The following is a 24,974-nucleotide window of genomic DNA, read 5'->3' as shown; positions in this document are numbered from 1 at the left end:
TCAGCGCATTGTCACAAGACGCTTTCGATCCAGCCCTTCAGCTGGCTCTTCGGCGCGGCTCCAAGCTTCTGCGCCACCGGCTTGCCATCCTTGAACAGCACCAGCAGCGGAATCGACTGGACGCCGATCTCGCCGGGGACGCCGGTGTTTTCCATGATGTCCATCTTCGCGATGGTCAGCTTGTCGGCCAGTTCTTCGGAAATTTCCTCAAGCGCCGGCGCAATCATCTTGCACGGGCCGCACCAGTCCGCCCAGAAGTCGACGAGGACGGGCTTGTCCGAGCCCAGCACTTCGCTGGCGAAGGTGGCGTCGGTCACGGCTTTGGTGGACATCGAAGGAACTCCTGTTTCGTTTGTGTGCAATCTAATCCGCAGGCGGCCTGTTTCAACCAATCATCCGGCAAAGCTTTCCTGCGCGCCCCCAAGCTCCAACTTCGGGCCAAGCTCCAGCTTCTGCGCCTCGATCAGCGCATCGGGCAGGACGAACAGCGCCGGCGCAAGGGTGTAGAGCAGCGCGGCTTCCACCGCCTTGCCGGGATGGATCGTGCGCAAGGCGGCAACATAGGCGGCCATCTGCCGCAAATACGCACCCGGGATGTCCTCGATCCTCAACGGCGGGCGGCGGCCGGTCTTGAAATCGACGATGCGCACCTTTTTCGGCGTAATCAGCAACCGGTCGATGGTGCCGCTGACGATGCGCGTGCCGACCAGCGCCGCCACCGGCACTTCGGCCAACGACCCCGGCCCGAACACGTCCTGCCAGCCGCCATGCGACAGCACGCGGATCGCCGCATCTGCCATGCCCGCCCGCTCGTCTGCATCGAACTCTTCCGCCGCCCGCGCCAGCCAGCCGAGCGCCGCGCCGCGCCACTCGTCCGGCGCGAGTTCGGGCAGCCGCTCGATCAGCTTGTGGATCAGCGTGCCGCGTTGCGCCGCGCGCAGCATCCCCGGCCCCGGCTTCACCGGCGGATCGGGCGCCTCGTCCTCACCCAGTGACGACGGCGCGAGCGGGCGCGGCGGCTTGGGCTCGGGCCCGATCGGCCGCACCAGCACCTCGGGCAGCACCAGCCCCGGCGCTGTCAGCGCAGGCTCGGCCACACCCGAAGGCATCGGCGGCAGGCTGCCCACCTGCTTGCGCCCGCCCCAGAGCGGATCCTCGATCCAGCCGTCGGTACCGAACAGCGGCTCAAGTTGCGCATACCAGCTGTCGGTGGGCAATTCCTTGCGCTTGCGCCCCATCGCGCCGCCGATGAACAGCGCCTCCTCGGCCCGGGTCATCGCCACGTAGAGCAGCCGCCAGTGTTCCTCGCGCTCTTCGCGAGCGACTTTCGCCTCGGCCTCGCGCACCGGCCCGACGCGCTCTTCCTTCCGCAGTGCCGGCAGCGGCACCTCGCGCCGCGCATCGAGCACGACCTCCTCGATCGAACCGCCGCGCGCGATCGACTGGTCCGGATCGTCCGCGGCATCGGCAAGGATCACGATCGGCGCCTGCAACCCCTTCGAGCCATGCACCGTCATCACCCGCACCAGGTTCTCCGGCTTGCCCGCCTCGCGCTTCAGCTCGCCCTCGCCCGCGTCGAACCACTGCAGGAAGCCGACGAGGCTCGGCACGTTCGACGCGGCATAGGCCATCGCGGCATTGAGCAGTTCGTCGATCGGATCGTTGGCTTCGCTGCCCAGCCGCGCGACCAGCGCCTTGCGCCCACCCCAGGGGCCCACCAGCAACCAGTGCAGTAGGTCGTGAGGCGGCTGGTAATCGGCGCGGGTCAGCAGGCTGCGCAGCCGCTCCATCGTCGCGAAGGTCTCCGGCCCCTCGCGCTCGCGCAAGTGCTCCCACAGCCTCGCGCCCTTGTCGCGATAGCCATGGGCGAGCAGCTGTTCCTGGCTCCACCCGATCAGCGGCGAAACCAGCAGCGCGGCGAGGTTGAGATCGTCCAGCGGTTGCGCGGCAAAGCGCAGCGCCGCGATCAGATCCTTCACCGCCAGCGGCGCGCCCAGCCGCAGGCGATCGACCCCCGCCACCGGCACGCCCTGCGCATGAAGCCGCGCCACGATCAGCCCGGCAAGGTCCTTGCGCTTGCGCACCAGCACCATGATGTCGCCCGGCGTCGCCAAACGATGGCTGCCTTTTTGCAAAGGAAATCCGTTTTCCAGCCATGCGCGGATCTGCCGCGCCAGCCGGTCCGCCATCAGCCGGTCGGGCCGCGACAACCAGCCGCCCTCTTCCAAAGCCTCGCCTTCGTCGTCCTCGCCCTCGGCGCCGGGCTCCAGCCCAACCGGCTGCCATAGCACCACCTGGCCCGGGCGGTCCTCGCCGACATGCGGTTCCGGCTCCTCGGGCAGGCCGAACCGCGCCGGGCCGATCAGCCGGATCGCCCTGTCGACGAAGGCAAGGATGGGGTTGGCTGTGCGATAGGACTGCCCCAGGCCAAGCCCCAGAAGCTCGCGCGTCTCGTCGCCCAGTACCTCGGCCAGTCCGCGCAACTGTCTCGCGACGCGCTCCCTGGCGGCAGCGAAGTTTTCCGGGCTCGTCCCCTGAAAGCGGAAGATCGCCTGCTTGTAGTCCCCCACCACGAACAGCGTGCGCATGCGTTCGGCGTGCTGGCCCTCGCCGGTGAAGAAGTCCTGCACCAGCCCGTCGAGCACGATCTTCCACTGCGCCACATTGGTGTCCTGCGCCTCGTCGACCAGGATGTGGTCGAAGCGCCGGTCGAGCTTGTAGCGGATCCATTCCGCGCTCGCCTTCTCGGTCAGCAGCGCGGCGGCGGTGCGGATCTGGTCGTCGAAATCGATGAACCCTTCGCGCGCCTTGGCCTCGTCCCAGGCAAGCGCGAAGCGACGGCCGAGCGTGAGCGCGGGTTCGAGCATCGCGGCCAGTTCGACCAGCGCCTTGCGCTCGCGCACCGTCTCGATGCAGGCGATGACGCGGCTGGCGTAGCCCTCGTACTCCGGGTGCTTCTTGGCGATATTGGTGAAGGAGCGCGGACTCCCCTCCTTCGTCAGGAATACCTCGGCCAAGTGGTCGAGCGCCGCGAGCCGCTGCGGTGCCGCGCCCGCCAACCAGTCGCCCAGCGCATTGGCCGCCTTCACGCCCGTTGCCGTGGCCCACGCCGCGTTGGCCTCCATGCACCAGCGCACCGAAGCGCAATCGAACGCATCGTCGGCGCACATCGCGGCAAGGCCAGATCCGTCCTCGTCGGCCTCCAGCCCCAGCACGCGATTGATCCGCGGGCGGAGCGGTGGGGTCCAGCCGCTCGTCCCGAACCACAGCTCGCGCGCGCCGGCGCAGCGCAGCAGGAACGCCTCGATCTGGTCCTGCGCCATCCGCAATGACAAGTCCGACAGCGCATCGAGCAGCGTCTCATCGCCCTGCTCCTGCGCGGTCACCAGCAGATCGGCCAGCACCTGCCGCACCAGCAGATCGCGGTCGCGATCCTCCATCGCGCGCGTGCCCGGCAGCAGCCCCGCCTCGACCGGGAAGGCCGAGAGCAACCATTGCGAGAACGCGTGGATCGTCTCGATCCTGAGCCCTCCTCCAGGGCAATCGAGCACCGCGGCAAAGCGGCTGCGCGCACGCGCCTGCGTCTCCGGATCAATCCCCGCGCCAATCGCTTTAAGTTGCAGTGCCAGCTCTGTCGCTGGCAGGCGTACCCAGCTTGCCAGCACCTCGTTGACGCGGGTCGCCATTTCGGCAGCGCCCGCCTTGGTGAATGTCAGGCACAGCAGGTTCTCGGGCTCGACATCGCGCTGCAGCAGCAACCGCAGCACCCTGGCCGAAAGCACCTGCGTCTTGCCCGTGCCGGCCGAGGCCGACAGCCACACCGTGCGATCGGGCGCCACCGCGCGCGCCTGGTTGCCCTGCAGCGGATAGACCTTGCTCATGCGGCGCCTCCGCCCTTCAGGTCGCGGCCCTGCCATTCGTCCAACCGCATTAGCTGGTCATAGTCGGTGTAGCCCGGAAGGTCCGGGTTGAGCCGCGCAGTGAACGGCTCGCTGCCCAGGATCCAGCGTCCGATGGCTTCCTTGAGGTAGCGTTCGGTCTCGGGCAGGAAGTCCTCTCGCGGGATGCCTGCCTGCTTCTTGCCGTCTTTCACCGGCTCGCTGCGATAGCCGAAGCCACGGTTCTTGTTACGGGCGAGCGACCAGTATTCGAAGACATTGGGCACGCCCGCCACGCCATCGAAGCCGCCGCCTTGCGCGATCAGGCCGATCAGGCCCAGCTGCAAGGCAAAGCCCTGCTCGACCATCCGGCCCGAAGGCGGCATTCCGGTCTTGTAGTCGATCACCGCCAGCGATCCGTCGGCCAGCCGGTCGATCCGGTCCGCCCGGCCATGGATGCGCACACCGTCGATATGGATGGCGCCCTTGGCTTCGACAGCCAGAACCTCGCGCCCTTCGCCCAGCAGCGTGTCCTGCTCGTGCTCGATCCACGCAAGCGCCGCCAGCAGGCGCGGCTGCCACAGTGCGCGCATGAACGGGTGCGCGCTCATTTCGGCAAGCTTCTGCTCGGCGAGCGGGATCAGCTGTCCCGGCACGCCCCCGGCTTTGTGCCACAGCTCCAGGATCGCGTGCACCGCCGTACCGCGCCACGCCGGGGTCGGATCGGCATCGATCGGGTCGAGCGCGCGCAGGCCAAGGATCGCCTGCGCATAGAACTGGTAGGGATCGCCGCGCAGCCGGTCGAGCGCGGTGACCGCGATCTCCACCCGCCGTTGCTCGGCCGAGGGCACGGGCTCGGGACGCGATGCCCCCTCCACCTTGTCCGGCCGGTCCAGCGCACGGGCCAGCCGCACGGCCTCGTCCTCGCGCACCAGTTGGCGGCCCAGCATGGCGCGGATGCGCAGCAGGAAGCGCGACGGGATCACCGGACCCGCCGAATCGCGCGCGGCATGGCTCAAGACCACTTCGGGCGCACCCAGCGCGGCGGCAAGGTCGTGCGCCGAAAGACCGATGCGGAAGTCCGCGCCCGGAATGCGCAGTGCGCGCAGCACCGGCGGCGCCAGCAGCGGGTCCGGCGCGGGCGCGGCGGGCCAGGTGCCTTCGGTCAGCCCCGCGCAGATCACCAGATCGGCCCGGCTCATCCGTGCTTCAAGCAGGCCGTAGATGGCGAGACGTGGATGACCGCCATAAGCCGGCCGGACAGCCACCTCGTCCAGCGCGTCGCGCAACAGCGCCGGCAATTCCAGCGGATCGACGATCAGGTCGGCCCGTGCCGCCGCTTCGCTCCACTGCTCCACGAAAGCAGCCAGGCTGCGCCCGTCGGCATTGGCCCACACGCCCTCGCCGCACAAAGCTTCTGCCGCCTCGGACAGCATCGCCAGGGTGGCGCCCAGCGGCAAAGGCTCATGCACCAGCAGCATCGGCACCAGCAGCGCCTCGACCTCGTCCCACCAGCCGCGCAGACGGGGATAGCGCTTGCCCTGTGCCTGCACCGCATCGCGCACCGCTTCGACGCCTGGACCAGGGCGCGGTCCGCGAAGCACAAGATCAAGCTCGCGCACGCGCTCAAGCCAGCTGGCGCGAGCCTGCGGCCGCACCAGAGGGTGGCCGAGCAGCGCCAGCAGCGGCACCGGCGCAGCGCGCTCGGCCCAGCACTCGGCAATTTGCAGGAACAACCGCCCAGCCGGCGTCTGCGGTAAAGGCCGTCCGGCGGTATCATCCGCGCCGATGTTCCAGCGCTGCAGGTGCCCCACCACGCGGTTGGCAAGGCCGCGGTCGGGCGTCACCACCGCCACGCGCTTTTCGGGCACGTCCAGCGCCTGCCGCACCAGCACCGCGATGGCCTGCGCTTCTTCCTCGGGGTTCGCGCTCTCCATCATCCGCACGCCTGACAGCCGGCGCTGTTCGGGCGGCAGAGAAACCCAGGCCGCGCTCGCCTCGGGCGGCAGGAACAGGTTGGAAATCGCGCGGCTGCGCTCGGGCGGCGCGGCCGCAAGCCCGGCGCGGTGCCACGGCTGCACCTCGGACCGCGCCACACCCATGCGATTGAGCAGCAATTTCAGATGATACTGCGGATGCGTCGTCACGTCGCCGCGCCCGAACGGCGGCCCGCCCGGCTCTTCGGGCGCACCCGCCACGCCCAGCGCATCCCAGACGTCCGCGTCGAGCGCGAGATCGAGGTCGGGCAGGATCACCGCGCCTTCGGGCAGGTCCGCCACCACCCGCAGCAGCCGCGCGATCGCCGGGGACGCCGACGTAACCCCCGCTGCCACCACCGGATGGGCGGGAGGCTTCGCCTTCCACCGCTGCGCCGCATGCGCCAGCAGCCGGTTGCGCCGCTCGGGCGCGTCGATCCGCCCCATCCCGTCCAGTTCGGCCTGCCAGCGCGCCAGCACCCGTGCAAACAGCCGCGTGTTTTCCTGCCAGTGCTCTGACAGGTCGCCAACCAGTCCGATGACTTCGGGGTCAAGAAGTTTCCCCGGGGAAACCCCCTCCACCGCCAGCCGGTCCATGCTTTGCACCAGCACCCGCGCCTGCCGCATCAGCCCGGCTTCGCCCGGCGCCTGATCGCCCAGCTCCTCGCGCAGCATCTGCGCTACTGCCAGCAGGCGCACCACGGGATCGACCGCCTGCGGGATGTCCGCCCCCGCCCCGATCGGATCGAGCAGGGGCCCGAGCGTTTCATCGAGATCGAGGTCGCCCACCACCGCCATGCGCGGCAGCAGCAACCCACCGCCGCTCGCGCGGACGAACGCCTCGGTCACGGTCCGGATCGCACGCCTGCTCGGCAGCAGCAGCGTCAGCCGCGCAAGACCGAGCCCTTCCTCGCGATAACGCGGGATCAGCCCTGCGACGAGCGCATCGGCAAAGCCCCGGTGCGCAGCGATCGAATAGACCGAAGGGCGGCCCTCAGCCACCTGTCGTCAACCGCCGGTGAGCGCGGCCTCGGTCGGCGCGATCATCGCGGGCGCGCCGACTTCGTACCACAACCCGGTGTGCGGCAGCGCGAACAGCCGCCCCTCTTCGATCGCGCGGTTCCATAGCAGGTTGAACGAGAAGGGTCCGGCCGGCGCATCGCGCATCAGCCGCGTCGACAGCAGCTGTATCCCCGCGAAGATGTAAGGCGCCACTCGCCCGGGCTTGCGCCGGGTGACCTCGCCCAGCGGCCCCAGGTGGAAGTCTCCCACGCCATCGTAGTTGAACGCCTGCGCATGGCTTACCACCAGCAGCAGCGCATCCATCTTGGCCTCGTCCCAGGCATCGCTCAGCGCTGCGAACACGTTGCGCGGGCCATCCAGCCAGATGTTGTCGCTGTTGAGACTGAAGAACGTGTCCGCGCCGATCAGGTCAAGCGCCTTGACCGTTCCCCCGCCGGTCTCGAGCAACTGCTCGGTCTCGTCCGAGATCGTGATCGCCGGTCCGCTGCGGTGCGAGAGATGCGCGCGCATCTGGTCCGCAAGGTAGTGGACGTTGACCACCGCCCGCGCCACGCCCGCCTCGGCCAGCTTGTCGAGCGCATGGTCGATCAGCGGCCTGCCCGCCACCCGCACCAGCGGTTTGGGCCGGCTGGCGGTCAGCGGCCTCATGCGCTTGCCAAGGCCCGCTGCAAGCACCATCGCCACGTCGCTGGCCAGCGGCTTCGTCATACCTCGAACCTCCCGCCCAGCATGCCCGCGGGATCACGCAACGCGGCCGGGATGTACTGGTCGAACCACGCCGCCACGGGCGCCAGCGCGGGATGCGCCAGATCGCGTTCAAGCAGCGCCCACACCCGGGGAATGTAATCGAGATAGCGGGCCTTGCCGTCACGTTTCCACAGACGAACGAAAATCCCGACGATCTTGATGTTTCGCTGCGCGCCAAGGCGGGCATAGTCCGCCAGGAAGTCATCGCCCGGCTGTGCCTGACCGACATAGTAATCGAACATCTTGGCCTCGAGATCGGGCGAGACATCGCGCCGAGCGTCCTGCAACAGCGACACGAGATCATAGGCCGAGTGGCCGGTCAGCGCGTCCTGGAAATCGAGCAGCCCCTGCCGGTGCAGCCCGCCGTCGAGCATGATGTTCTCGGCATGATAATCGCGCAGCACCGTCACGCCCGGGCGCTGGCGCGGCAGCAGCGGCAGCAGCACTTCCTCCCAGGCCTGCGCATAAGCGCGGCTGTCGACGTAGAGCGACTGTGCCGGACAGAACCAGTCGATGAACAGTCGCGCCTCGCGCTGGTATTCGGCAAGGTTGTAGCCGGTGAAGGGCCCCGGCGGCAGGCGGTGCAGCTTGATCAGCGCATCGATCGCGTAGCGATAGACCTCCTCCTCGTCCTGCGGCCAGGCGTCGAGGTATTCGCGCATCCGCACTTCGCCGAAGTCCTGCAGCAAGACGAAGCCCTCGCTCGCTTCCTCGGCCAGGATCTGCGGAGCGTTGAGGCTGTTCGCGTCAAGCCACTTGGCCGCGCGGATGAACGGCTCGGGATCCTCGTGCGGCGGCGGCGCGTGCATCAGCATGGCGGTGCCATTTGAACGGCGGATGCGGAAATAGCGCCGGAACGAGGCGTCTCCGGGCAAAGGTTCGACAACCGCCCCGGCCCAGCCGGCAGAGGCCAGGAACGGTTCGACGCCAGCGGGAATGCTCAAGTCCATGCCCCCCGCTCTAGCCAACCAGGGCCGGGCTCGACAATGGCCGTGCGCCCCTTTTCCCGCATTTCCAGACGGACGGTCAGGCAATTCGCCTCATGCGAGAAACCGCCTGCGTGCTCGGGCCATTCCGCAAGCAGCGCAGCGCCTTCGCGATAGTCGTCGAGCCCGATCTCCTCCGCCTCGGCCGGATCGTCCAGGCGATAGAAATCGGCATGGACCAGCGGCAGGCGCACTGCAGGCGGATCGTAAACCTCGATAATCGCGAAACTCGGGCTCGGCACTTCCCCCTCGTACCCCAGCGCCGCGACGATCGAGCGTGCCAGGGTGGTCTTGCCCGCGCCAAGCGTTCCTTCGAGCGCGACCACATCGCCCGCGCGCAGGCGCCCGGCGATCCGGTCGGCCAGCGCCGCGCTCGCATCGAGGTCGGGCAGCGGCACTTCCACCACCCTGCTCACGGGAGCGTCACCACCGCACTGGTGCCCTCGCCCGGTTCGGACAGCAATTCCAGCGTGCCGCCATGCGCTTCGATCAGCTGGCGCACCAGCGGCAGGCCAAGCCCCGTGCGGCGCTCGACCATGCGGCCGTCACCACTGATCTTCAGCCCTTCAAGCGCGCGTGCCAGCTTGGTCGGTTCCATCCCGCTGCCGTTGTCTGAAACGACGACCTGCAGCTTTCCGCCGCGACGCGAACAGTCGATCTGGATCCAGCCCCCTCGTGGCGTCGCCGCAATCGCGTTGTCGACCAGCTCGCCGAAAGCCCGTTGCAGGCGCCGCGTATCGCCCGTTACCGCCCCGATCGCATCGCTCCCGCGCAGATCGAGCGAAAGCCCCGCAGCATTGATCTTCTCGGCACGCTCCTGGACGACCGACGTCAGCAATGGAAACAGCGGCACCTGCTCCTGCGCGATGGGAAGCGTTCCGGCTTCGCTCTGCGACAGGTCGAGCACGTTTTCGATCTGCTGGCCCAGCCGCTCGACCGAGGTCAGGATCGCCGCAACATATTCTTGCGCCTGTGGCGTCAGGTCGCCGGCGATCCCGGCTGCGAGCAGTTCGGCAAAGCCGCCGATCGAGGTCAGCGGGGTGCGGAATTCATAGCTCATGTTGGCGATGAACCGCGTCTTCACCGCATCGGCCTCGATCAGGGCGGCGTTGCGTTCGCGCAAGGCGGCTTCAGCCTTCTGGGAATCGGTGATGTCGAGCACGGTCAGAAGGCCGTTGCCATCGGGCAGCGGCACGCCCGCGAATTCGAGCTGGCGCCCGTCGCCAAGGGCAATGCGCCCGCTCTTGCCCTTGCGCTCGAGCGTGGCGGCCTGGATCACGTCGGCCAGCACGCCGACTTGCGCCGCGCGCTTCAATTTCCCGGCGATGCGATTGAGCAGCGCGTCGGCCCGCGGATGCGTTGCGAGGAAATCCTCCTCCAGCGCCCAGTCGTTGGCAAAGCGCCGGTTCCACAACTGCAGCTTGCCGTCGGGCCCGAAGACCGCGAGCGATTCGAAAAGGTTGTCAAAGGTAGCCGTGCGGGTGCGCAGCAGCGTGTCGCGGGTCGCCGAAAGCTGGAGCTGCTCGGTGCGATCCTCGAAGATCATCAGCAGTCCACCATCCGGCATCGGCTGGCCGACCACGCGCAAATGGGTTCCGTCCGAAAGGTGCCACGGTTCCTCGCGCGGGGCGCTCGACAGGAACCAGCCCTGCCGTTCGCGCCGCCATTCGGGAAAATCGCGCACTTCGGGCAAGCGGCCGGCATCGCGCATGCGGTCCAGCACTCGGTCGAATGGCGGCGTATCCACCACCCAAGCCTGCGGGATGGCGAAGATGCGCAGGAACGGCTGGTTTGCGAAGACCAGGTTCCGCTTGTCGTCGAACTGCGCAATCCCGGCCGACAGGGTGTCGAGCATCTGCCTCTGAGCATCGCGGAAACGCCGGAACTGGCGGGTCAGCTCCTCCATTTCCTCGATATCGACGGCGTAGCCTGCAACACCCTCGTCCCCGAGTGGCAGATCCGAAACCCGAAGCGATCGGCGCTGACCGCCGATCGTTGCCGATACGATGCGCGTGACTGCCTGCTTGCGGGCATGGACCTGCTTGGCGACTTGCGCTGCGGTCAGCCCGTCGGACGGTTCGACCAGTTCTACCCCCTGCGCCACCGCGTCCTCCGCCGTGCGCAGGCCCACTGCCTTGACATAGGCGCTGTTGACCAGCCGCAGCTGCATTCCCGCATCGCGGAACCACATCGGCAGCGGCGCCGCTTCGATCAGGCCTGAAAGCCCCGCGAAATCGGATCGCGCCTGCTGCGCTTCGGCCCGCAGGCGGCCAAGCTCTTCCTCGCTTTCGGAAAAGTCGAAGAACCACACAACCGCCGCGCCACCCGGCGCGATCTGCGGGTCCGCCAGATGCCCGGTCGCCCCAAGGCTGCGCCCGCCCCGCGGATGAAGCGCGAGGCGAAACGGCGCTCCGGTTCTTTGTGCACGGCGCACCGCATCGCCCAGCTTGGAAAGCTGCACCTCGTCGAAGCCGCGATCCTCGCCGTCAAGCTCGCTCAGGTATTGGGGCATCGCATCCAGGCCGAGCCAGCCCGCCAGCCGCGAAGGGCCCTCGATCCGGCCGTCGGCGCGCACCAGCAACGGCAGCGCAGGCGCTTCCTCGACCATGCGCGACAGCCGGCGTGCAAGCCGCTGTGCCGCATCGGCCTTGCGCAGCTTCTGCCGCGCCGCCACGATCGCCCACAGCGCCGCCAACGTCCAAGCCGCCAGCAAAAGGGCAATGACGACCAGCGCGGTGTGGTTAAGCAACATTGGTTCCATCGCTAAGCGGCGCCTTCCTGCAATGCAATCCGGGATAGACGCCGAATTGCAGCGGAACGTGCGGCCCTTGCGCAAAACGGCCCCGCCGCATGCAAGACGGGGCCCCGCATTGCTGCGGAGCCCCTTCCGGTATCGGTCCGCACGCTGGCGGCGGATAAGGTGTCAGTAACGGTAATGATCCGGCTTGAACGGCCCTTGCGAGGTTACGCCGATGTAGGCCGCCTGCTTGTCGGACAGCTTGGTCAGCTTGACGCCCAGCTTTTCGAGATGGAGCGCAGCGACCTTTTCGTCGAGATGCTTGGGCAGCACGTAGACGCGGTTCTCGTATTCGCCGTTCTTGGTAAACAGTTCGATCTGCGCCAGCGTCTGGTTGGTAAAGCTCGCGCTCATCACGAAGCTCGGATGACCGGTCGCGCAGCCCAGGTTCACCAGGCGGCCCTTGGCAAGAATGATGATCTGCTTGCCGTCGGGGAACTCGACGAGATCGGTGCCCGGCTTCACTTCGGTCCACTTGTAGTTCGACAGCGCGGCGATCTGGATCTCGCTGTCGAAGTGGCCGATGTTGCACACGATGCTCATCGGCTTCATCGCCTTCATGTGCTCGGCGGTGATCACGTCCTCGTTGCCGGTGGCGGTGACGAAGATGTCGGCGCGGGTCACCGCTTCCTCCATCGTCACAACTTCATAGCCTTCCATGGCCGCCTGCAGGGCGCAGATCGGATCGACTTCGGTGACCATCACCCGGGCGCCGCCGTTGCGCAGCGACGCGGCACTTCCCTTGCCCACGTCGCCGAAACCGGCGACGCAAGCGACCTTGCCCGCCAGCATCACGTCGGTTGCACGGCGGATGGCGTCGACCAGCGATTCCTTGCAGCCGTACAGGTTGTCGAACTTCGACTTGGTCACGCTGTCGTTCACGTTGATCGCGGGGAACGGCAGCTTGCCGTCCTTGGCGATCTGGTACAGGCGATGGACGCCCGTGGTGGTCTCTTCGGACACGCCCTTGATCGCCTTCACCGACGCGGTGAGGTAGCCGGGCTTGCGCTTGAGGAATTCCTTCAGCGCGCGGACGAACTCGATTTCCTCGGCATTGCTCGGTTCGAACAGTGCCTCGCCCGCTTCGACACGTGCGCCCCACAGCGCAAACATCGTGGCATCGCCGCCATCGTCCAGGATCATGTTGGCGGTCTGGCCGGTGCCGTCATCCCAGTCGAAGATGCGGCCGACATAGTCCCAGTAATCGGCCAGGCTTTCGCCCTTGATGGCGAAGACCGGGATCCCCGCGGCCGCAATCGCCGCAGCAGCGTGGTCCTGGGTCGAAAAGATGTTGCAGGTGGCCCAGCGCACGTCGGCGCCCAGAGCCACCAGCGTCTCGATCAGCACGGCCGTCTGGATCGTCATGTGCAGCGATCCCGTGATGCGCGCGCCCTTCAGCGGCTGCGCGGCGCCGTATTCGGCACGAAGGGCCATCAGGCCGGGCATCTCGGTTTCGGCAATGGCGATCTCGGCGCGGCCGAAGTCGGCAAGCCCGATGTCGGCGATCACGAAGTCGTTCTGGGCGGTCTGGGGGGCGGGGGTGGCCACGCGGCTGTCTCCTGAAAGCAGATTTGCATCGCCCATCCCTCGGACAGGCACCATGGGTTCGCGCCTTAATCGTTCGCGGCAGCGCGCGCAATGGCGATATAAAGAAAGCTTTATATCTTCCTTCACGCTGACCACGCAGTTGCGCTGTCACAACCCCGGCCTATATCCACATCGCTCACACACGCGAACTTGGCAAAGTTCGACAGGAAAGGAAAAATGGGGATGACGATTTCGGTTGGAGACAAGCTGCCTGACGTGAAGCTGGTCAAGGCCACGCAGGAAGGCCCGGAAGCGGTGCAGAGCGCCGAATACTTCGCCGGCAAGCGCGTCGCCCTGTTCTCGGTGCCCGGCGCTTTCACCCCCACCTGCTCGGCCAAGCACCTGCCCGGCTTCGTCGACAAGGCCGCCGATCTCAAGGCCAAGGGCATCGACGAGATCGCCTGCACCGCTGTCAACGATCCGTTCGTGATGAAGGCCTGGGGCGCTGCTTCGGGTTCGGCCGACGTGACCATGCTGGCCGACGGCAACGGCGATTTTGCCAAGGCCGTAGGCCTGACCATGGACGGGTCGGGCTTTGGCCTGGGCACCCGCGGCCAGCGCTTCTCGATGATCGTCAACGACGGTGTTGTCGAACAGCTGAACGTCGAAGCTCCGGGCGACTTCAAGGTCTCCTCGGCCGAGCACATGCTCGAACAGCTCTGACGCAGCCCTGACAAGTTGTGCGGTGGGGGCGAGACCGCTCGTCCCCACCGCAAACTTTAGAAGGCGGTTGCAATTGTAACCCGCCGAAGCCAAGCATCGCACCATGACCAGCCCGTCATGGCTGGAACTTTGATAAACATATCAAGGACCTGTGATGCGATCTTTGCTTGCCGCAGCAGCGCTTGCCGCCTCTGCCCTCACCCCTTCCCTGCTGACCCCCGCCCTTGCCCAGGAAAAGCCATCGGACACCAAGTCCGACGCCAAGAACCGCGCCGAGGCGCTGAAGGCCGACGTCGAGAAGGCCTGGGTCCGCCCGCCGGTGGAGGAACTGGCCAGCACCAGCAAGGGCAGCGTGACGGTGCGCGGCGCGAAGATCGGCTACACCGCGACGGCCGGGACGCTGACGATCCGCGATGACGACGGCAAGCCGGTCGCATCGATGTTCTACACCGCCTATACCCGCGATGGCGGCGGCAACCGGCCGGTCACGTTCTTCTACAACGGCGGGCCCGGTTCGCCCACGGTATGGCTGCACATGGGCAGCTTCGCCCCTGTCCGGGTTGCGACCAACGACCCGGTTTACGTCGCTCCGCGCGACTACGCCGTTCGCCCCAACCCGGATTCGCTGCTCGACAAGACCGACCTCGTCTTCATCGACGCGATCGGTGCGGGCTGGTCACGGCCGCTGGGCGACAAGACCGGCAAGGATTTCTGGGGTGTGGACCAGGATGCCGATGCCTTTGCCCGCGGCATCATGCGTTATGTCGACAAGTACAACCGCTGGGCCAGCCCAAAGGTACTGTTCGGCGAAAGCTATGGCACCTTGCGATCGGGTGCCGTGGGCGCCTTGCTCGAAGAGCGCGGCATGAGCGTGGACGGGATCGTGCTGCTGTCGACGATCCTGAACTATGGCGTCCGCCAGCCGGGATACGACCAGAACTACCAGATCCTGTTCCCGACGTATGCCGCGACCGCCTGGTATCACAACCGCGTGCCCAATAGTCCGGCCAATCTCGAACAGTTCCTGGCCGATGTGCGCGCCTTCGTCGCAGGCCCATATGCCGCGGCGCTGGCCAAGGGCGATGCCGTGCCGGACGAGGAAAAGCGTGCCGTGGCCCGACAGATGGCGGCCTACACCGGGCTGTCCGAGGATTACATCCTCAGATCCAACCTGAGGATCAGCCTGGGCCACTTCCAGACCGAACTGCTGCGCGACCGGGGCGTCGCCACCGGCCGGCTCGATACGCGCTACCTGCTCAACGTAGCCGACGCCAATGCCGACAGCCCTGAGGACGATCCTGCAAGCACCGCCATCACGGGCGCCTACTTCGCAGGATTCCGTAATTACGCGTCACAAGTGCTTGGTTACAAGTCAGATATGCCGTACAAGCTATCGGCTCGGGACGGCTCGTTCGACTGGGACTGGAAGCACCGCGCACCGGGTGACCGCTACCCCCAGCCCTCGCCCAACACGGCCGTCGACCTCGCCTCTACGATGCGTGTCAATCCCGATCTGAAGGTGCTGTTCCTCAACGGCTACTTCGACGCCGCAACCCCGTTCTACTCCACCGAGTACGACGTCGCGCACATGGGCCTGACGCCGGAGCTCAGAAAGAACATCAGCTTCCGCTATTACGAGAGCGGACACATGGTCTATCTCAATCCACGCGAACTGACGCACATGCACGACGACGTTGCCGCATGGTACGATCAGACAACGCGCCGGTGACCATCGGCTAGCGATCGAGGATCGGCTCGAGGAAGCGGATGACCCGCGCCTCGAGCTCGATCCGGCGGTCGGACCAGGAATGATCGGTCGGAACGTGGGCCGTCACGACCTTTCGCCCGCCGGCCTTGCGCACCGCCTCAACCAGCACGTCGCCATGGGAGGCAAGGCCGTCGTCCGACGTCAGCACCAGCAGCGGTGTTGCTTTCAACGCATCGGCCTTGATCGCGTAATCCCATTCGCTGGCGTGCGCGGCCAGTTCATCGGCCATCATCTCGGGATCGGTGCCGGCGAGCGTTTCGCTGTTGTCGGCCATCAGCTTGACCCTGCCTTCGCGCGGTGACTTGCCGACAAGACCGAAATCGCCCGCCGAGATCATGACCAGCCCCTTGAGCGCTGGCTCGGCCGCGCCGGTCATTGCCGTGACCCACCCGCCCATGCTGTGGCCGACCATCGCCACGTGATCGGGATCGACACCCAGACGGGAGGCATTGGCCGGGTCACGCACGAAGGCGAACACCGCGCGCGCATCTTCGAGGTTCTGGGCGAACCGGAAAGCACCCGGGCTTCCCCACGATCCGCGATAATTGAAGGTGATGGCGTTCCAGCCCTGCCGCCGCAGGGCCTGCGCCAGATCGAGGTTCTTTTCGTTGCCGGGAAGACCGTGACAGACAATGACCGTGGGATGCTTCCCGGCGCCCGATGCAAGGTAGGCAACGCCGTTGATCTCGACCCCGCCCGAGCGGATGTGCAGCACTACCATGCGCGCTGGATTGGTCGGGTCGGGTGCCGGATCGGTGTAGATCGAGGCCGGAAGGCTTGCGGGCGGCGGGCCCGCCATCGCCGGCGCCCCGCCGATTGCCATCAGAGATGCCGCGATCGCGCTCGCAAGAGATGGTCTGGACATTCGCTGCATCACGGGCCCCCGGTTAACCATGGAGCACCAGATTCAGGTTTGGCCTTCCCGCTGTCAATCGGGGTGCTAAAAAGGCGGCTTCAGAAGCCGAACCGGATGCGCGCGACCACCTTGTCGCCGACGTGGCGACCGTCGGCATAGGGTGACGGATCGCTTTCCGCCTTGGCGCGGTTGATGTCGTTGCCGACGTAATCGATCCCCACGGTGAACGGAAACTGCGTGTATTGCAGCCCGACGCGCCAATCGGCGTAGTCACCACCGGGTCTCAACCGGGCGGCGCGGGGCGAGCTGCCACTACCCGTGGTGTAGCCAAGACCTGCCGACAAGCTGACCGGAAATGCGGGCAGACCTGCGCGCGCATCGGCATGCAGATAGAGGTTCTGTCCACCGATCGCCGCTTGGCTCGGCGCAAACACGGCGCCGGCCCCGAGGTCGATCGGTCCGATCGAATAGCGGGTGCCAAGGCCCAGTTCGACATAGTCCATGCGCCGGTCGGCCCCGGTGAACACATGGCCGATCACCGAGCCGCGCAAGGAAAACCCGCCCGCGTCGAACTGCTTGCCAAGCTCAAGATCGCCCACGGCATCCGCGCCGCCGTGGCGATCCGATCCGCGCAGGGCGACAATGCGGGCAGAAGCGTCGAAGCCGCTGATCTCGGCTTTGCCGTCGACCGATCCGGTGATCTCGCCATCGCTCCAGCCGATCCCCCGCCGCACTTCGTCGGTGGCGGCTTCGATGCCGCCGCTGAGCGCCACTTGCGCATGGGCAGGTAGCGCGCTGCCGAGCGCGAGCAGGGAAAGGGCGATGGCGGAGGCGTGTTTCATTGGATCATCCCGTTGCGGAAGTGGCGCGGACCATTGCATCGGCCTGCGCCATCACCGCCTTCGTGTCCTGCGTTGCGTGATCGCGCAAGCGGGCCTGCAACGCGCCGTCGCGCGCCGCGGCCTTCCCGGCGAAGGCACTCCTCTCGCTGGCACACCATCCCGGTCGCACGGTCTGGAACACATTCGCCGATCGGATGGTCGAGTTGAGCGACGTTCCCGACGTCATCCGCGCTGTCCGCACGATTTCGAGGTCGACCCGCCAGATGCAGCGAAGGCTTGCCGGCCGCCCCGCCGCCCCCGGTGAACCGACCTGACGCGCGGTGACGACGGGCGTTCCAACCCAAGTGGTCGGTACGGCGCCCGAGGCGTGTTCTATCACGCGTTCATGCACGACGGGCTCAGCCGCGCTGGCCGGGGTGGCGACTGCGATTCCTGCGGTCACCAAAACGAGGGTAATGCGTGCGGCTGCCTTCATCATTCTGCTCCTTCCCAGGCCGTTGCAGGCTCTTTGTGGGAACAGCGAATGGTCAGCAGGAGTGTCCGCCAAATGCCTGCGCTGTTTTATTTTATTTCCACACGGTCAGGCTGGTAGCGCGTAGATCGCGGTAGCCTGCGCGACGAGCGTATCTGCATTGTGCTGCCAGAGGCGCACGTCGATCGTCGCCAGTCTGCGTCCCAGTTTCAGCAGCACGGCTTCGGCGAAGACGGGGGCAAGCGTGGCGCCACGCAGGAAGTTGATGGTGAGGCTGCTCGTCACGGCCATCGGCTGCGGCCCGATATGCGCAAGGACGACGGCATAGGCCGCAACGTCGACCAGCCCCATCTGCGTGGGTCCGGACACGAGGTTACCCGGACGCAGGCTTTCAGGCCCAGGATCGAGCCGCATCCGCAGGCGTCCGGGCACCAAATCCACCACGCGGCCGAGGCGTCCATGCACCTCGACCGGGAAAGCGCCGAGCAGGAGTTGCTGCAGCGCATCCATCTCCATGACCGGTACCGGGGCGGCCATGTCAGTAGCCCATCAGGCTGAGCACTTCCTTGCGGCTGCGATTGTCTTCGAGGAACGTGCCGATCAGCCGGCTGGTGACCATGCCGACGCCGGGCGTGCGCACACCGCGACCGGTCATGCAGCCGTGCTGCGCCTCGATCACCACGGCGACGCCATGCGGCTTGAGGGCATCCCAGATGCACTGTGCGACTTCGCTGGTTAGCCGTTCCTGGATCTGCAGACGGCGGGCATAGGCGTGCAGCACGCGCGCCAGCTTGGAAATGCCGACAACCTTGTGCCGAGGCAGGTAGGCAATGGCCGCCTTGCCCACGATCGGCGCCATGTGATGTTCGCAATGCGACTGGAACGGGATATCCTTCAGAAGGACCAGCTCGTTATAGCCGCCGACTTCCTCGAACTGACGCGCTAGATGCGCGGAAGGGTCCTCGCCATAGCCCTGACAGTATTCCTTCCATGCGCGGGCCACACGCTTGGGCGTATCGAGCAGGCCTTCGCGGGCGGGGTCGTCGCCCGACCACCGGATCAGGGTGCGGATTGCCTCCTGCACGTCATGCGGAACGGGCTCCTTGCCGCGCGCCAGATCGTCATCGTCTTCATCGTGCAGGTGATCGTGCGCCATCTTGCCTCCCAAAGCCTTCTCTTCGCTCAACGCGGCCGGCGCAGGATACGGCTCTTGAACAGGCCGCCGCGCCGGTAGAACGCCAGCATTTCCTCCGGGCGCTCGGGATCGAGCACCTCGGCATCGGCCAGCGCCTTTTCGGCCTCGCTCAATTCGCGCGGAATGAAGCGGCGCAAGCTCTTGCCCGTTGCCGGCACGGCCTCGATGGCGGCGGCCATCGAACCGTGCCGTTCGACAAGGTCCGCTACCGCTTCGCTCGACAAACCGCAATGTTCGGCAAGCAAGCGCAGGCGCAAGCGCATGATCGCCTCTCCGCAATGATGATTGCCGGGGCGGGCACAGTCGATGAACACATCGCACTCGCTGTCGAGTCCCATCGAGCGGTTGTTCATGTTGGCAGAGCCGACGCGAAGGATCTCGTCATCGACGATGGTCAGCTTGGAATGCACATAGATCGGCGTGCCAGCCGCGTTGTACGGGTGCCAGATGCTGAATCGCCCGGCGTGGTCAGACTCGCGGATCGCGCGGAACAGGCGGATGCGCGCGCCGTCCATCGCCGCCTGTTCAAGCCAGCCATCGCTGCTTTCGGGCATCACCAGCACGATCTCGGGCGGGTCGGGACGCGCCAGACGCTCGGCAATCGCCTCGGCCACCACGCGAGAGGCGAAGTACTGGTTTTCCGCGTAGATGAAGCGCTTGGCCCGCGCGATATGTTCGACGAACAGAGCCTCGATCTCGCGCACTTCGGCAGCGTTGCCGTACTGCGACCGGGTCCGCGCGATGCCAAGCTCGACATCGTTGAATTCGGCGTGGATATCCTCGGGCCACGGCGTCTCGTCCTGCGGCTTGCACGCGGGCATCGGGCGTCCACCTGCCTGCTCCCAGCGCGTTCTGCCATAGTTGCCAAGCACCTTCGCCACTTCGCCTTCGAGCAGCATCGTGCAGTCGTGCCACGGGCCGTAGAGCTTTCCGCCAGGGCGGCGGCGGCGGGGGTCGTTTTCGATGTGGTCGCTGGTGTCCCAGCGATCGCCCGCCATGTCGATACCGCCGCACACGGCGAAGCGATCGTCGATCACCACGATCTTCTGGTGATGGCTGCAGCCCAGCGGATGCGCGCTGTCGAGCTTGAAGCCTATGCGCGGATGCTTCCACCAGCGCAGCAGGTCGAGGATCATAGACCCGCGGAACACAGCCTTCAGCGCGCCGAAGTTCCACTTCAGTACCTTGATTTCCAGCGGCTTGTTCCGGTTGGCCAGCCAGACGACGAATGCACCAAGCCGCGCGGGCGCTATGCGTTTGCGCGGCAGGTTCCACCAGCGCCGACCGTCACCGATCAGGATGCGCGTGTCGAAATCCCAGCCGATCATCAGGATGCGCTGGCGCGCGGCCAGCATCGCACCGCGCATCAGTGCGAAATAGTCGGCCGCATCAACAACGACATGGGCCCGCGATGCGCGCGCATAGCGCCAGACCGAAGCGGTTGGCGCTGCAAGGTCGCCCTGATCTGTCCTCTCCACGACCACGACTATGCAACGCGGCGCTTGTCAGCGCCAGTCACGCAGCTTCGCTGAACCATCATTTGCGCATGCCCCTTGTTTGAGCGCCAAACGGCGCGCGGGGCGCGGCGTTCCCTTGAAGAACGCGTTACCGGCGCGGAATGACCAGCTCGTCAGGGTGCGCCACGTTCAGGTCCGAACGCAGCAGTTCGCCGACGAGATCGGGATCCGCATGCCGCGGGTCGAGCAGGCTGAGCCGGTTCTTGAGCCGGTCGCGCTCGAGCGTAAGCTTTGTCAGCTCCTTCTGCCGCTGATCGAGCAGCTTGGCGTTCTCGCCCCATGCCAGCAGTCCGCTTGGCCCCGCAATGCCGACCGCGCCCAGCAGCAGCAGCGCCACGAGCGCCAGTGTCTGGGTCAGGCTTTCGCGAGGGAGCCGGAGATGGGAACGACGACGCGTCATGGTTTGTCACAGAATCACATAAGTTCGCCCGATTCAACAATGTTTCGGTCGAAATGCCGGGGAAACGCCGCACTTCGTCGCAGATACGACTCCTACCAGCGCGAATGACGCTCGATGCGCAGCCGTGGCGCAAGTTCCAGACGGTCGCGACCCTTGGCCTTGGCCACTTGCAGGGCAAGGTCGGCCGATCGCAGCGCCTCGTCCGCCGTGCCACCCAGACGCGCGACGCCCGCGCTTGCTGACACACGCACGATGACGTTGTCGACGGCCCGCGTGGTTCCCGAAAGCGAGCTGAGCACGCGGGCGACGACGGTTTCCGCCTGCTCCGTGCTGGCGCCCGGCAGCAGCACGCCGAATTTTTCTCCGCCGATCCGCGCCACGGTATCTCCACCGCGCACCAGCGACCGAAGCAGATTGGCGAACAGCAGCAGAACCTTGTCCCCCACCAGGTGGCCATGGCGATCGTTGAGAGCGCGAAAATGATCGAGATCGAACAGCGCGATGCAGCCACCCGATTGTTCACCAAGATGATGTTCGAGCATTGCGATGAAGGCGCGGCGATTGGACAGGCCCGTCTGGGCATCGGTCAACCCTGCTTCGTAGAGCTGATCTTCCAGTTGCTTGCGCTCGGCGATGGAGCGCAGGTTCGCCACTACCGACCGGGTCGTCCCGTCGGCGTCTTCCAGCGGCTGGATGCGCACTTCGAACCAGCCCTCGCTGCCCTCCGCGCCGACAAGATGGAATTCCTGCCACACCGCATCGCTCTGCCCGGACACAGCCTCGTCCAGCGCCGCGCCTAGATCCCCGCTTCGTTCCGGGGCGACAAGATCCAGCAGGTTTGCGCCAATCGGGCCACCTTCACGCCAAAGGCCGATGCTGGCCGCCGCGGGCGAAGCATAGGTCACCGTGCCGTCCATATCGGCGCGCAACACCACTTCGCTCGTGCTGTTGGCAAGCAGGCGATATCGCGCTTCAGCCTCGAGCAACTGGCGCTCAAGCTCCCGCCGTCGCAATGACAGCCTGGCCAGCGGCAAGGCGCAAGCGAAAAGCAGGATGAGCGCCGTCGTACCCGCTGCGACGATCGGATTGGCTAGTTCGAATTTGCTCGATGGCCGCAACACCAGCGTTCGGGGAGCGAAGTCCTGTCCTTGGGCGGAAGGTGGGGCGCCAGCCGCTGCGACACTGGTGATCGCACCCGTAATCGTTAACTTTTGGGCAACCATGCTGCGAAGCCTGCGCCGCAATCCTTGCCCAAAGCCTGCTGAAGGCAGTTAAAACTCTACTAACCAAAGAGATTTTCAGCTGGATGCTTGGTGCATTCGTAGACAATTAATGCAGGCTCGCTTGCAGCCCCGAAGGCCAGTCCATACCGGTTTGAAACAACCAGACCGGATCGCACTTCCCTTGATGACGCCACGCTTCCTGACGCCCGAAATGAAAGACCAGAAGGAACGCTGGGCGGTTTGCGTGGTCTGCGGAAAGCATACCGCGGGCAAGTGGACGCGGCTTGAAGACGGCTCGTTCCGCCGCGATCCGCGCACCCACAAGGACGACTCAGGCGAAACCTGCCCGGGCAGTTTCCAGGCGGCCGACCTGCGCTAATTGCGCAGAGGCCCATCCCCTCCGCCCCAGCATCGAAGGCCGCTTTGGTTCGCGGATGACGTCCGTTAGCTTGCTGCGACGGAGCAACGCATGCGCCGCCTGGATTCGCGGAACCGGGTGAGGTGCAAAGCGCTTGGGGCCAGTATATTTCAGTTCACCGTGTGACACGGTTCAGCGGCCCGCCGATTTATCAAGGGGTCATCAAAGGACAAACATGACGGCCGATCCCATTCCGCCGATCGCCAGACCCGGCACGTTCCTGAGCCCCGCCGAACCGGCAATGTCCCGACCGCAGCGGCGTGCAGGACTGGTCGCCGTGCTGATCCTGGTGGTCGCCGGGCTCATCACGCTCAGGGGCTTCCTGCCGGCGCTGGGCTGGGCGGCAATCTTCGCGATAGCACTGCGCCCGGTGTACGATCGGCTGGCTGCGCGATGGCCCTCGCGCGATCGCGATCTCATCCCGGCGCTTCTTGTTGCCGCGACGCTGCTTGTCTTCGTTCTGCCGTTGCTAGTCGTAGCGGCACCGATCATCGCCGATGCGCATGAACTGGGACTTTGGGCGGATCAGATCCAGCAGCATGGGCTGCCGGTTCCGGCCTTTCTGGCCAGCCTGCCATTCGGCGCCGAGCTCGTTCCGGTCTGGCAGCAGAAGCTTGGGCACCCGCAAGCCCTTTCGGGCCTTGCTCACGCGGTGGTTCACGCGAACGGAGCGGGCTTCGGCCGTCGCCTGGCGGGACAAGCCGTGCACCGGCTGGTGCTAGTGGGGTTCATGCTGGTTAGCCTGTACTTCACCCTGCGAGACATCAGGAACATCGAAGAGACGCTTCGAATAGCGAGCAATCGCGCCTTCGGTGCGGCAGGCGAGCACGTCGGCATTCAACTGATCCGGGCGGTGCAAGGCACGGTCAATGGCCTAGTCTTCGTCGGCCTTGGCGAGGGGGTGGTGATGGGCGTCGCGTATGCCTTCGCCGGGGTCCCTCACCCGGCGCTGTTCGGCTTGCTGACGGCTATCCTCGCGACGATCCCGTTCGGCGCCGCCGTAGCGATCGCGGCAGCGGGGCTAGCGCTCTTTGCCATTGGCAGGATGGGCACAGCGATCGTCATCGTCGCGCTGGGTGCAGTGGTCGTGTTCGTTGCCGATCACTTCGTCCGACCGGTGCTGATCCAGGGCGCGACGCGGCTGCCATTCGTGTGGGTGCTTCTCGGCATCCTGGGGGGCGTGGAAGCCTGGGGCCTGATCGGACTGGTCATCGGGCCCGCCATCATGGCCGGCCTGATCCTGCTGTGGCGCGAATGGGTCGGATCGCAGCAAGGCCCGATCAATCCGCGCCTCATCCCGCCCGCCGGTCCTGACACACCCTGACAGGATCGAGCCGCGACGGGGTCGGCCCGAGGCTCAGCTGACGCCCAACGCCTCTACCTCCGCGCGGGGTGGACGGGTCAAGGCAACCGCGCCCGCCAGGAGCGCGGCGATGGCGGCCTGCCCGATCAGGCTCGGCGCAAAACTGCCAGTCGTATCGTGCAGATGACCGCCAATGCTCGGCCCAAGCGCAGCTGCGGTAGAGAACACGGTCATGACCGAGTAGAGCTCAAGCGAAGCCAGTCCGCCGAACCACTGGCGCAAAAGCAGCGTGGTGCTGACGGTGCTGGCCCCCAGCCCTACGCCAAAGCTTAGCGCGAACAGCGAAAGCGAGGCGCCGTTGGTCGGCAAGACCAGCGCGGCCGACGAAAGCGCGAGGGTCGCAAGCGCGACGACGGTCAGTTGCTGCGGGCCGACCTTCTGCCCCGCCAGGCCGACCAGCGCCGCAGCCGCAGCCGCCACCAGCGCGGCAGCACTGATCACCAAGGTTGCCGTGCCAGCCGCCACCGCGTTTTCGAGCAAGTGCTGGTAGGCGAAGGAATGAACCGTGGTGTTGATCAACAGGCACCCGGTATAGGCTACGACCACCAGCCAGAACTGCCCCTTTGCCATCGCCCGGCGCAACGTCCATCCCGTGGCCGCGCCGCCCTCGCCATCAAGCGAGACGCGGCTACGGCCCTGTTCGTCGATCCGGCTGATCAGCGCGGCGATGCCGCCCACGGCCGCCGCTGCCACGGCACAGATCCACCAGTACGAACGCCAGCCCCCGGTTGCGCTGTGCACGCCATAGAACAGCAGCGGGCCGCACACCGCACCAAGGTTGCCTGCAGTGAAATAGAGCCCGATAGCGGTCGAGCGGCGCCCTTCGAAAACGTGGCCGATCACGTGCACTGCCGGAATGGTTCCGCAGAAGCAGAACCCCATGCCGAGCAAGAGCGTGCCGCCAAGGTAGGCCGGCACGCCAGTCATCAGCGCAAGGGCGGCAAAGCCCGTGACCAGTTGCAGCGCGCCAAGAACGATCGTCACCGACACGCCGAACAGCCGGATGGTCGTGGCGGGCAGCAGGCTGGCCGCGCCGCAGGCGGTGCCAAGCAGGGTGAAACCCATCCCCGCTTCGGCCCAGCTCAGCTTGAGATCGGCGACGATGTAGGGAAGCACCTGCCCCAGCGAATTGAACGTCGCCGCCATCAGCAGGAAGTAGAGCGCGCTGAACGCAAGGAGGAGGCACTGCCGCATGGCCATGCTTCTTGGCGCATGGTGCGCGCCGATGGAAGCCGCTCCGCGCGGTGGCTCACCCACGGGCAG

At 66.4% G+C, this 24,974-nt stretch carries 21 protein-coding genes; 4 read left to right on the top strand and 17 right to left on the bottom strand.

Annotated features, from left to right (window positions below; all coding sequences use genetic code 11):
• Window positions 1–11: 11 nt before the first annotated feature.
• The 8 genes from trxA to ahcY all read right to left on the bottom strand — a co-directional run bounded on the left by trxA (window position 12) and on the right by ahcY (window position 12,991).
• On the bottom strand, window positions 12–332 hold the full coding sequence (trxA, locus tag AACH40_RS05645) for a thioredoxin (protein ID WP_169492663.1): 321 nt from the start codon (window positions 330–332) through the stop codon (window positions 12–14).
• A 60-nt stretch (window positions 333–392) separates the two neighbouring features.
• Window positions 393–3,917: a double-strand break repair helicase AddA gene (gene addA / locus AACH40_RS05640; RefSeq protein ID WP_422394884.1), complete on the bottom strand. Its 3,525-nt coding sequence runs from the start codon at window positions 3,915–3,917 to the stop codon at window positions 393–395.
• Entirely contained in the window at window positions 3,878–6,856 is a 2,979-nt protein-coding gene (gene addB, locus AACH40_RS05635) for a double-strand break repair protein AddB (RefSeq protein WP_338644609.1), read from the bottom strand. Before addB ends, addA begins: the two co-directional genes overlap by 40 nt.
• A 6-nt stretch (window positions 6,857–6,862) precedes the next feature.
• Window positions 6,863–7,585, bottom strand: a complete 723-nt coding sequence (locus AACH40_RS05630; RefSeq protein WP_338644607.1) for a nucleotidyltransferase family protein — start codon at window positions 7,583–7,585, stop codon at window positions 6,863–6,865.
• Window positions 7,582–8,574, bottom strand: coding sequence for an aminoglycoside phosphotransferase family protein (locus AACH40_RS05625; RefSeq protein ID WP_338644605.1), 993 nt, complete (start codon window positions 8,572–8,574; stop codon window positions 7,582–7,584). Before AACH40_RS05625 ends, AACH40_RS05630 begins: the two co-directional genes overlap by 4 nt.
• A complete protein-coding gene (gene tsaE, locus AACH40_RS05620; protein ID WP_338645936.1) occupies window positions 8,565–9,017 on the bottom strand; it encodes a tRNA (adenosine(37)-N6)-threonylcarbamoyltransferase complex ATPase subunit type 1 TsaE in 453 nt (150 codons plus the stop codon). The genes AACH40_RS05625 and tsaE overlap by 10 nt, the downstream gene beginning before the upstream one ends.
• Before the next feature lie 5 nt (window positions 9,018–9,022).
• Window positions 9,023–11,362: a PAS-domain containing protein gene (locus tag AACH40_RS05615; protein WP_338645934.1), complete on the bottom strand. Its 2,340-nt coding sequence runs from the start codon at window positions 11,360–11,362 to the stop codon at window positions 9,023–9,025.
• A 171-nt stretch (window positions 11,363–11,533) separates the two neighbouring features.
• Entirely contained in the window at window positions 11,534–12,991 is a 1,458-nt protein-coding gene (ahcY, locus tag AACH40_RS05610; protein ID WP_338645932.1) for an adenosylhomocysteinase, read from the bottom strand.
• A gap of 186 nt (window positions 12,992–13,177) precedes the next feature.
• Here ahcY and AACH40_RS05605 point away from each other — a divergent pair, with 186 nt between their 5' ends.
• On the top strand, window positions 13,178–13,657 hold the full coding sequence (locus AACH40_RS05605; protein ID WP_169492657.1) for a peroxiredoxin: 480 nt from the start codon (window positions 13,178–13,180) through the stop codon (window positions 13,655–13,657).
• 154 nt (window positions 13,658–13,811) lie between these two features.
• Window positions 13,812–15,386, top strand: a complete 1,575-nt coding sequence (locus AACH40_RS05600) for a peptidase S10 (RefSeq protein ID WP_338644602.1) — start codon at window positions 13,812–13,814, stop codon at window positions 15,384–15,386.
• Between the two features lie 7 nt (window positions 15,387–15,393).
• On the opposite strand, the gene AACH40_RS05595 is transcribed toward AACH40_RS05600, so the two are convergent.
• From AACH40_RS05595 to AACH40_RS05560, 8 genes are all read right to left on the bottom strand, one after another.
• Complete coding sequence (locus AACH40_RS05595) at window positions 15,394–16,290, bottom strand: alpha/beta hydrolase family protein (protein WP_338644600.1); 897 nt, start codon at window positions 16,288–16,290, stop codon at window positions 15,394–15,396.
• Between the two features lie 89 nt (window positions 16,291–16,379).
• A complete protein-coding gene (locus tag AACH40_RS05590) occupies window positions 16,380–17,123 on the bottom strand; it encodes a TorF family putative porin (RefSeq protein ID WP_338644598.1) in 744 nt (247 codons plus the stop codon).
• A 4-nt stretch (window positions 17,124–17,127) separates the two neighbouring features.
• Window positions 17,128–17,601, bottom strand: coding sequence for a hypothetical protein (locus AACH40_RS05585; RefSeq protein ID WP_338644596.1), 474 nt, complete (start codon window positions 17,599–17,601; stop codon window positions 17,128–17,130).
• 102 nt (window positions 17,602–17,703) lie between these two features.
• The gene (locus AACH40_RS05580; RefSeq protein WP_338644594.1) at window positions 17,704–18,132 is read right to left on the bottom strand and encodes a PaaI family thioesterase; all 429 of its coding nucleotides are present in this window, start codon (window positions 18,130–18,132) and stop codon (window positions 17,704–17,706) included.
• Window position 18,133: 1 nt separating this feature from the next.
• Window positions 18,134–18,751, bottom strand: a complete 618-nt coding sequence (folE, locus tag AACH40_RS05575) for a GTP cyclohydrolase I FolE (protein WP_169492652.1) — start codon at window positions 18,749–18,751, stop codon at window positions 18,134–18,136.
• A 26-nt stretch (window positions 18,752–18,777) separates the two neighbouring features.
• A complete protein-coding gene (locus tag AACH40_RS05570) occupies window positions 18,778–20,268 on the bottom strand; it encodes a phospholipase D-like domain-containing protein (RefSeq protein WP_338644591.1) in 1,491 nt (496 codons plus the stop codon).
• Between the two features lie 127 nt (window positions 20,269–20,395).
• Complete coding sequence (locus AACH40_RS05565; RefSeq protein ID WP_169492651.1) at window positions 20,396–20,707, bottom strand: FtsB family cell division protein; 312 nt, start codon at window positions 20,705–20,707, stop codon at window positions 20,396–20,398.
• A 92-nt stretch (window positions 20,708–20,799) separates the two neighbouring features.
• Window positions 20,800–21,693 carry a sensor domain-containing diguanylate cyclase gene (locus AACH40_RS05560; protein WP_338644585.1) on the bottom strand — a complete coding sequence of 298 codons (894 nt, stop codon included), beginning with the start codon at window positions 21,691–21,693 and terminating at the stop codon, window positions 20,800–20,802.
• A 421-nt stretch (window positions 21,694–22,114) separates the two neighbouring features.
• Here AACH40_RS05560 and AACH40_RS05555 point away from each other — a divergent pair, with 421 nt between their 5' ends.
• Together AACH40_RS05555 and AACH40_RS05550 are read left to right on the top strand one after the other, a co-directional pair.
• Window positions 22,115–22,309, top strand: coding sequence for a hypothetical protein (locus AACH40_RS05555; protein ID WP_169492649.1), 195 nt, complete (start codon window positions 22,115–22,117; stop codon window positions 22,307–22,309).
• A 214-nt stretch (window positions 22,310–22,523) separates the two neighbouring features.
• A complete protein-coding gene (locus AACH40_RS05550; protein ID WP_338644581.1) occupies window positions 22,524–23,672 on the top strand; it encodes an AI-2E family transporter in 1,149 nt (382 codons plus the stop codon).
• A gap of 33 nt (window positions 23,673–23,705) precedes the next feature.
• Here the strand turns inward: AACH40_RS05550 and AACH40_RS05545 are convergent, their stop codons facing one another.
• Window positions 23,706–24,905 carry a CynX/NimT family MFS transporter gene (locus tag AACH40_RS05545; protein ID WP_338644579.1) on the bottom strand — a complete coding sequence of 400 codons (1,200 nt, stop codon included), beginning with the start codon at window positions 24,903–24,905 and terminating at the stop codon, window positions 23,706–23,708.
• Between the last annotated feature and the right edge of the window lie 69 nt (window positions 24,906–24,974).

Origin of the sequence: Novosphingobium olei (assembly GCF_037076535.1) — a bacterium.
GTDB classification, from domain to species: Bacteria; Pseudomonadota; Alphaproteobacteria; order Sphingomonadales; family Sphingomonadaceae; genus Novosphingobium; species Novosphingobium olei.
Note: the sequence above shows the minus strand (reverse complement) of the source record. Positions and strands in the feature narration are given on the sequence as shown.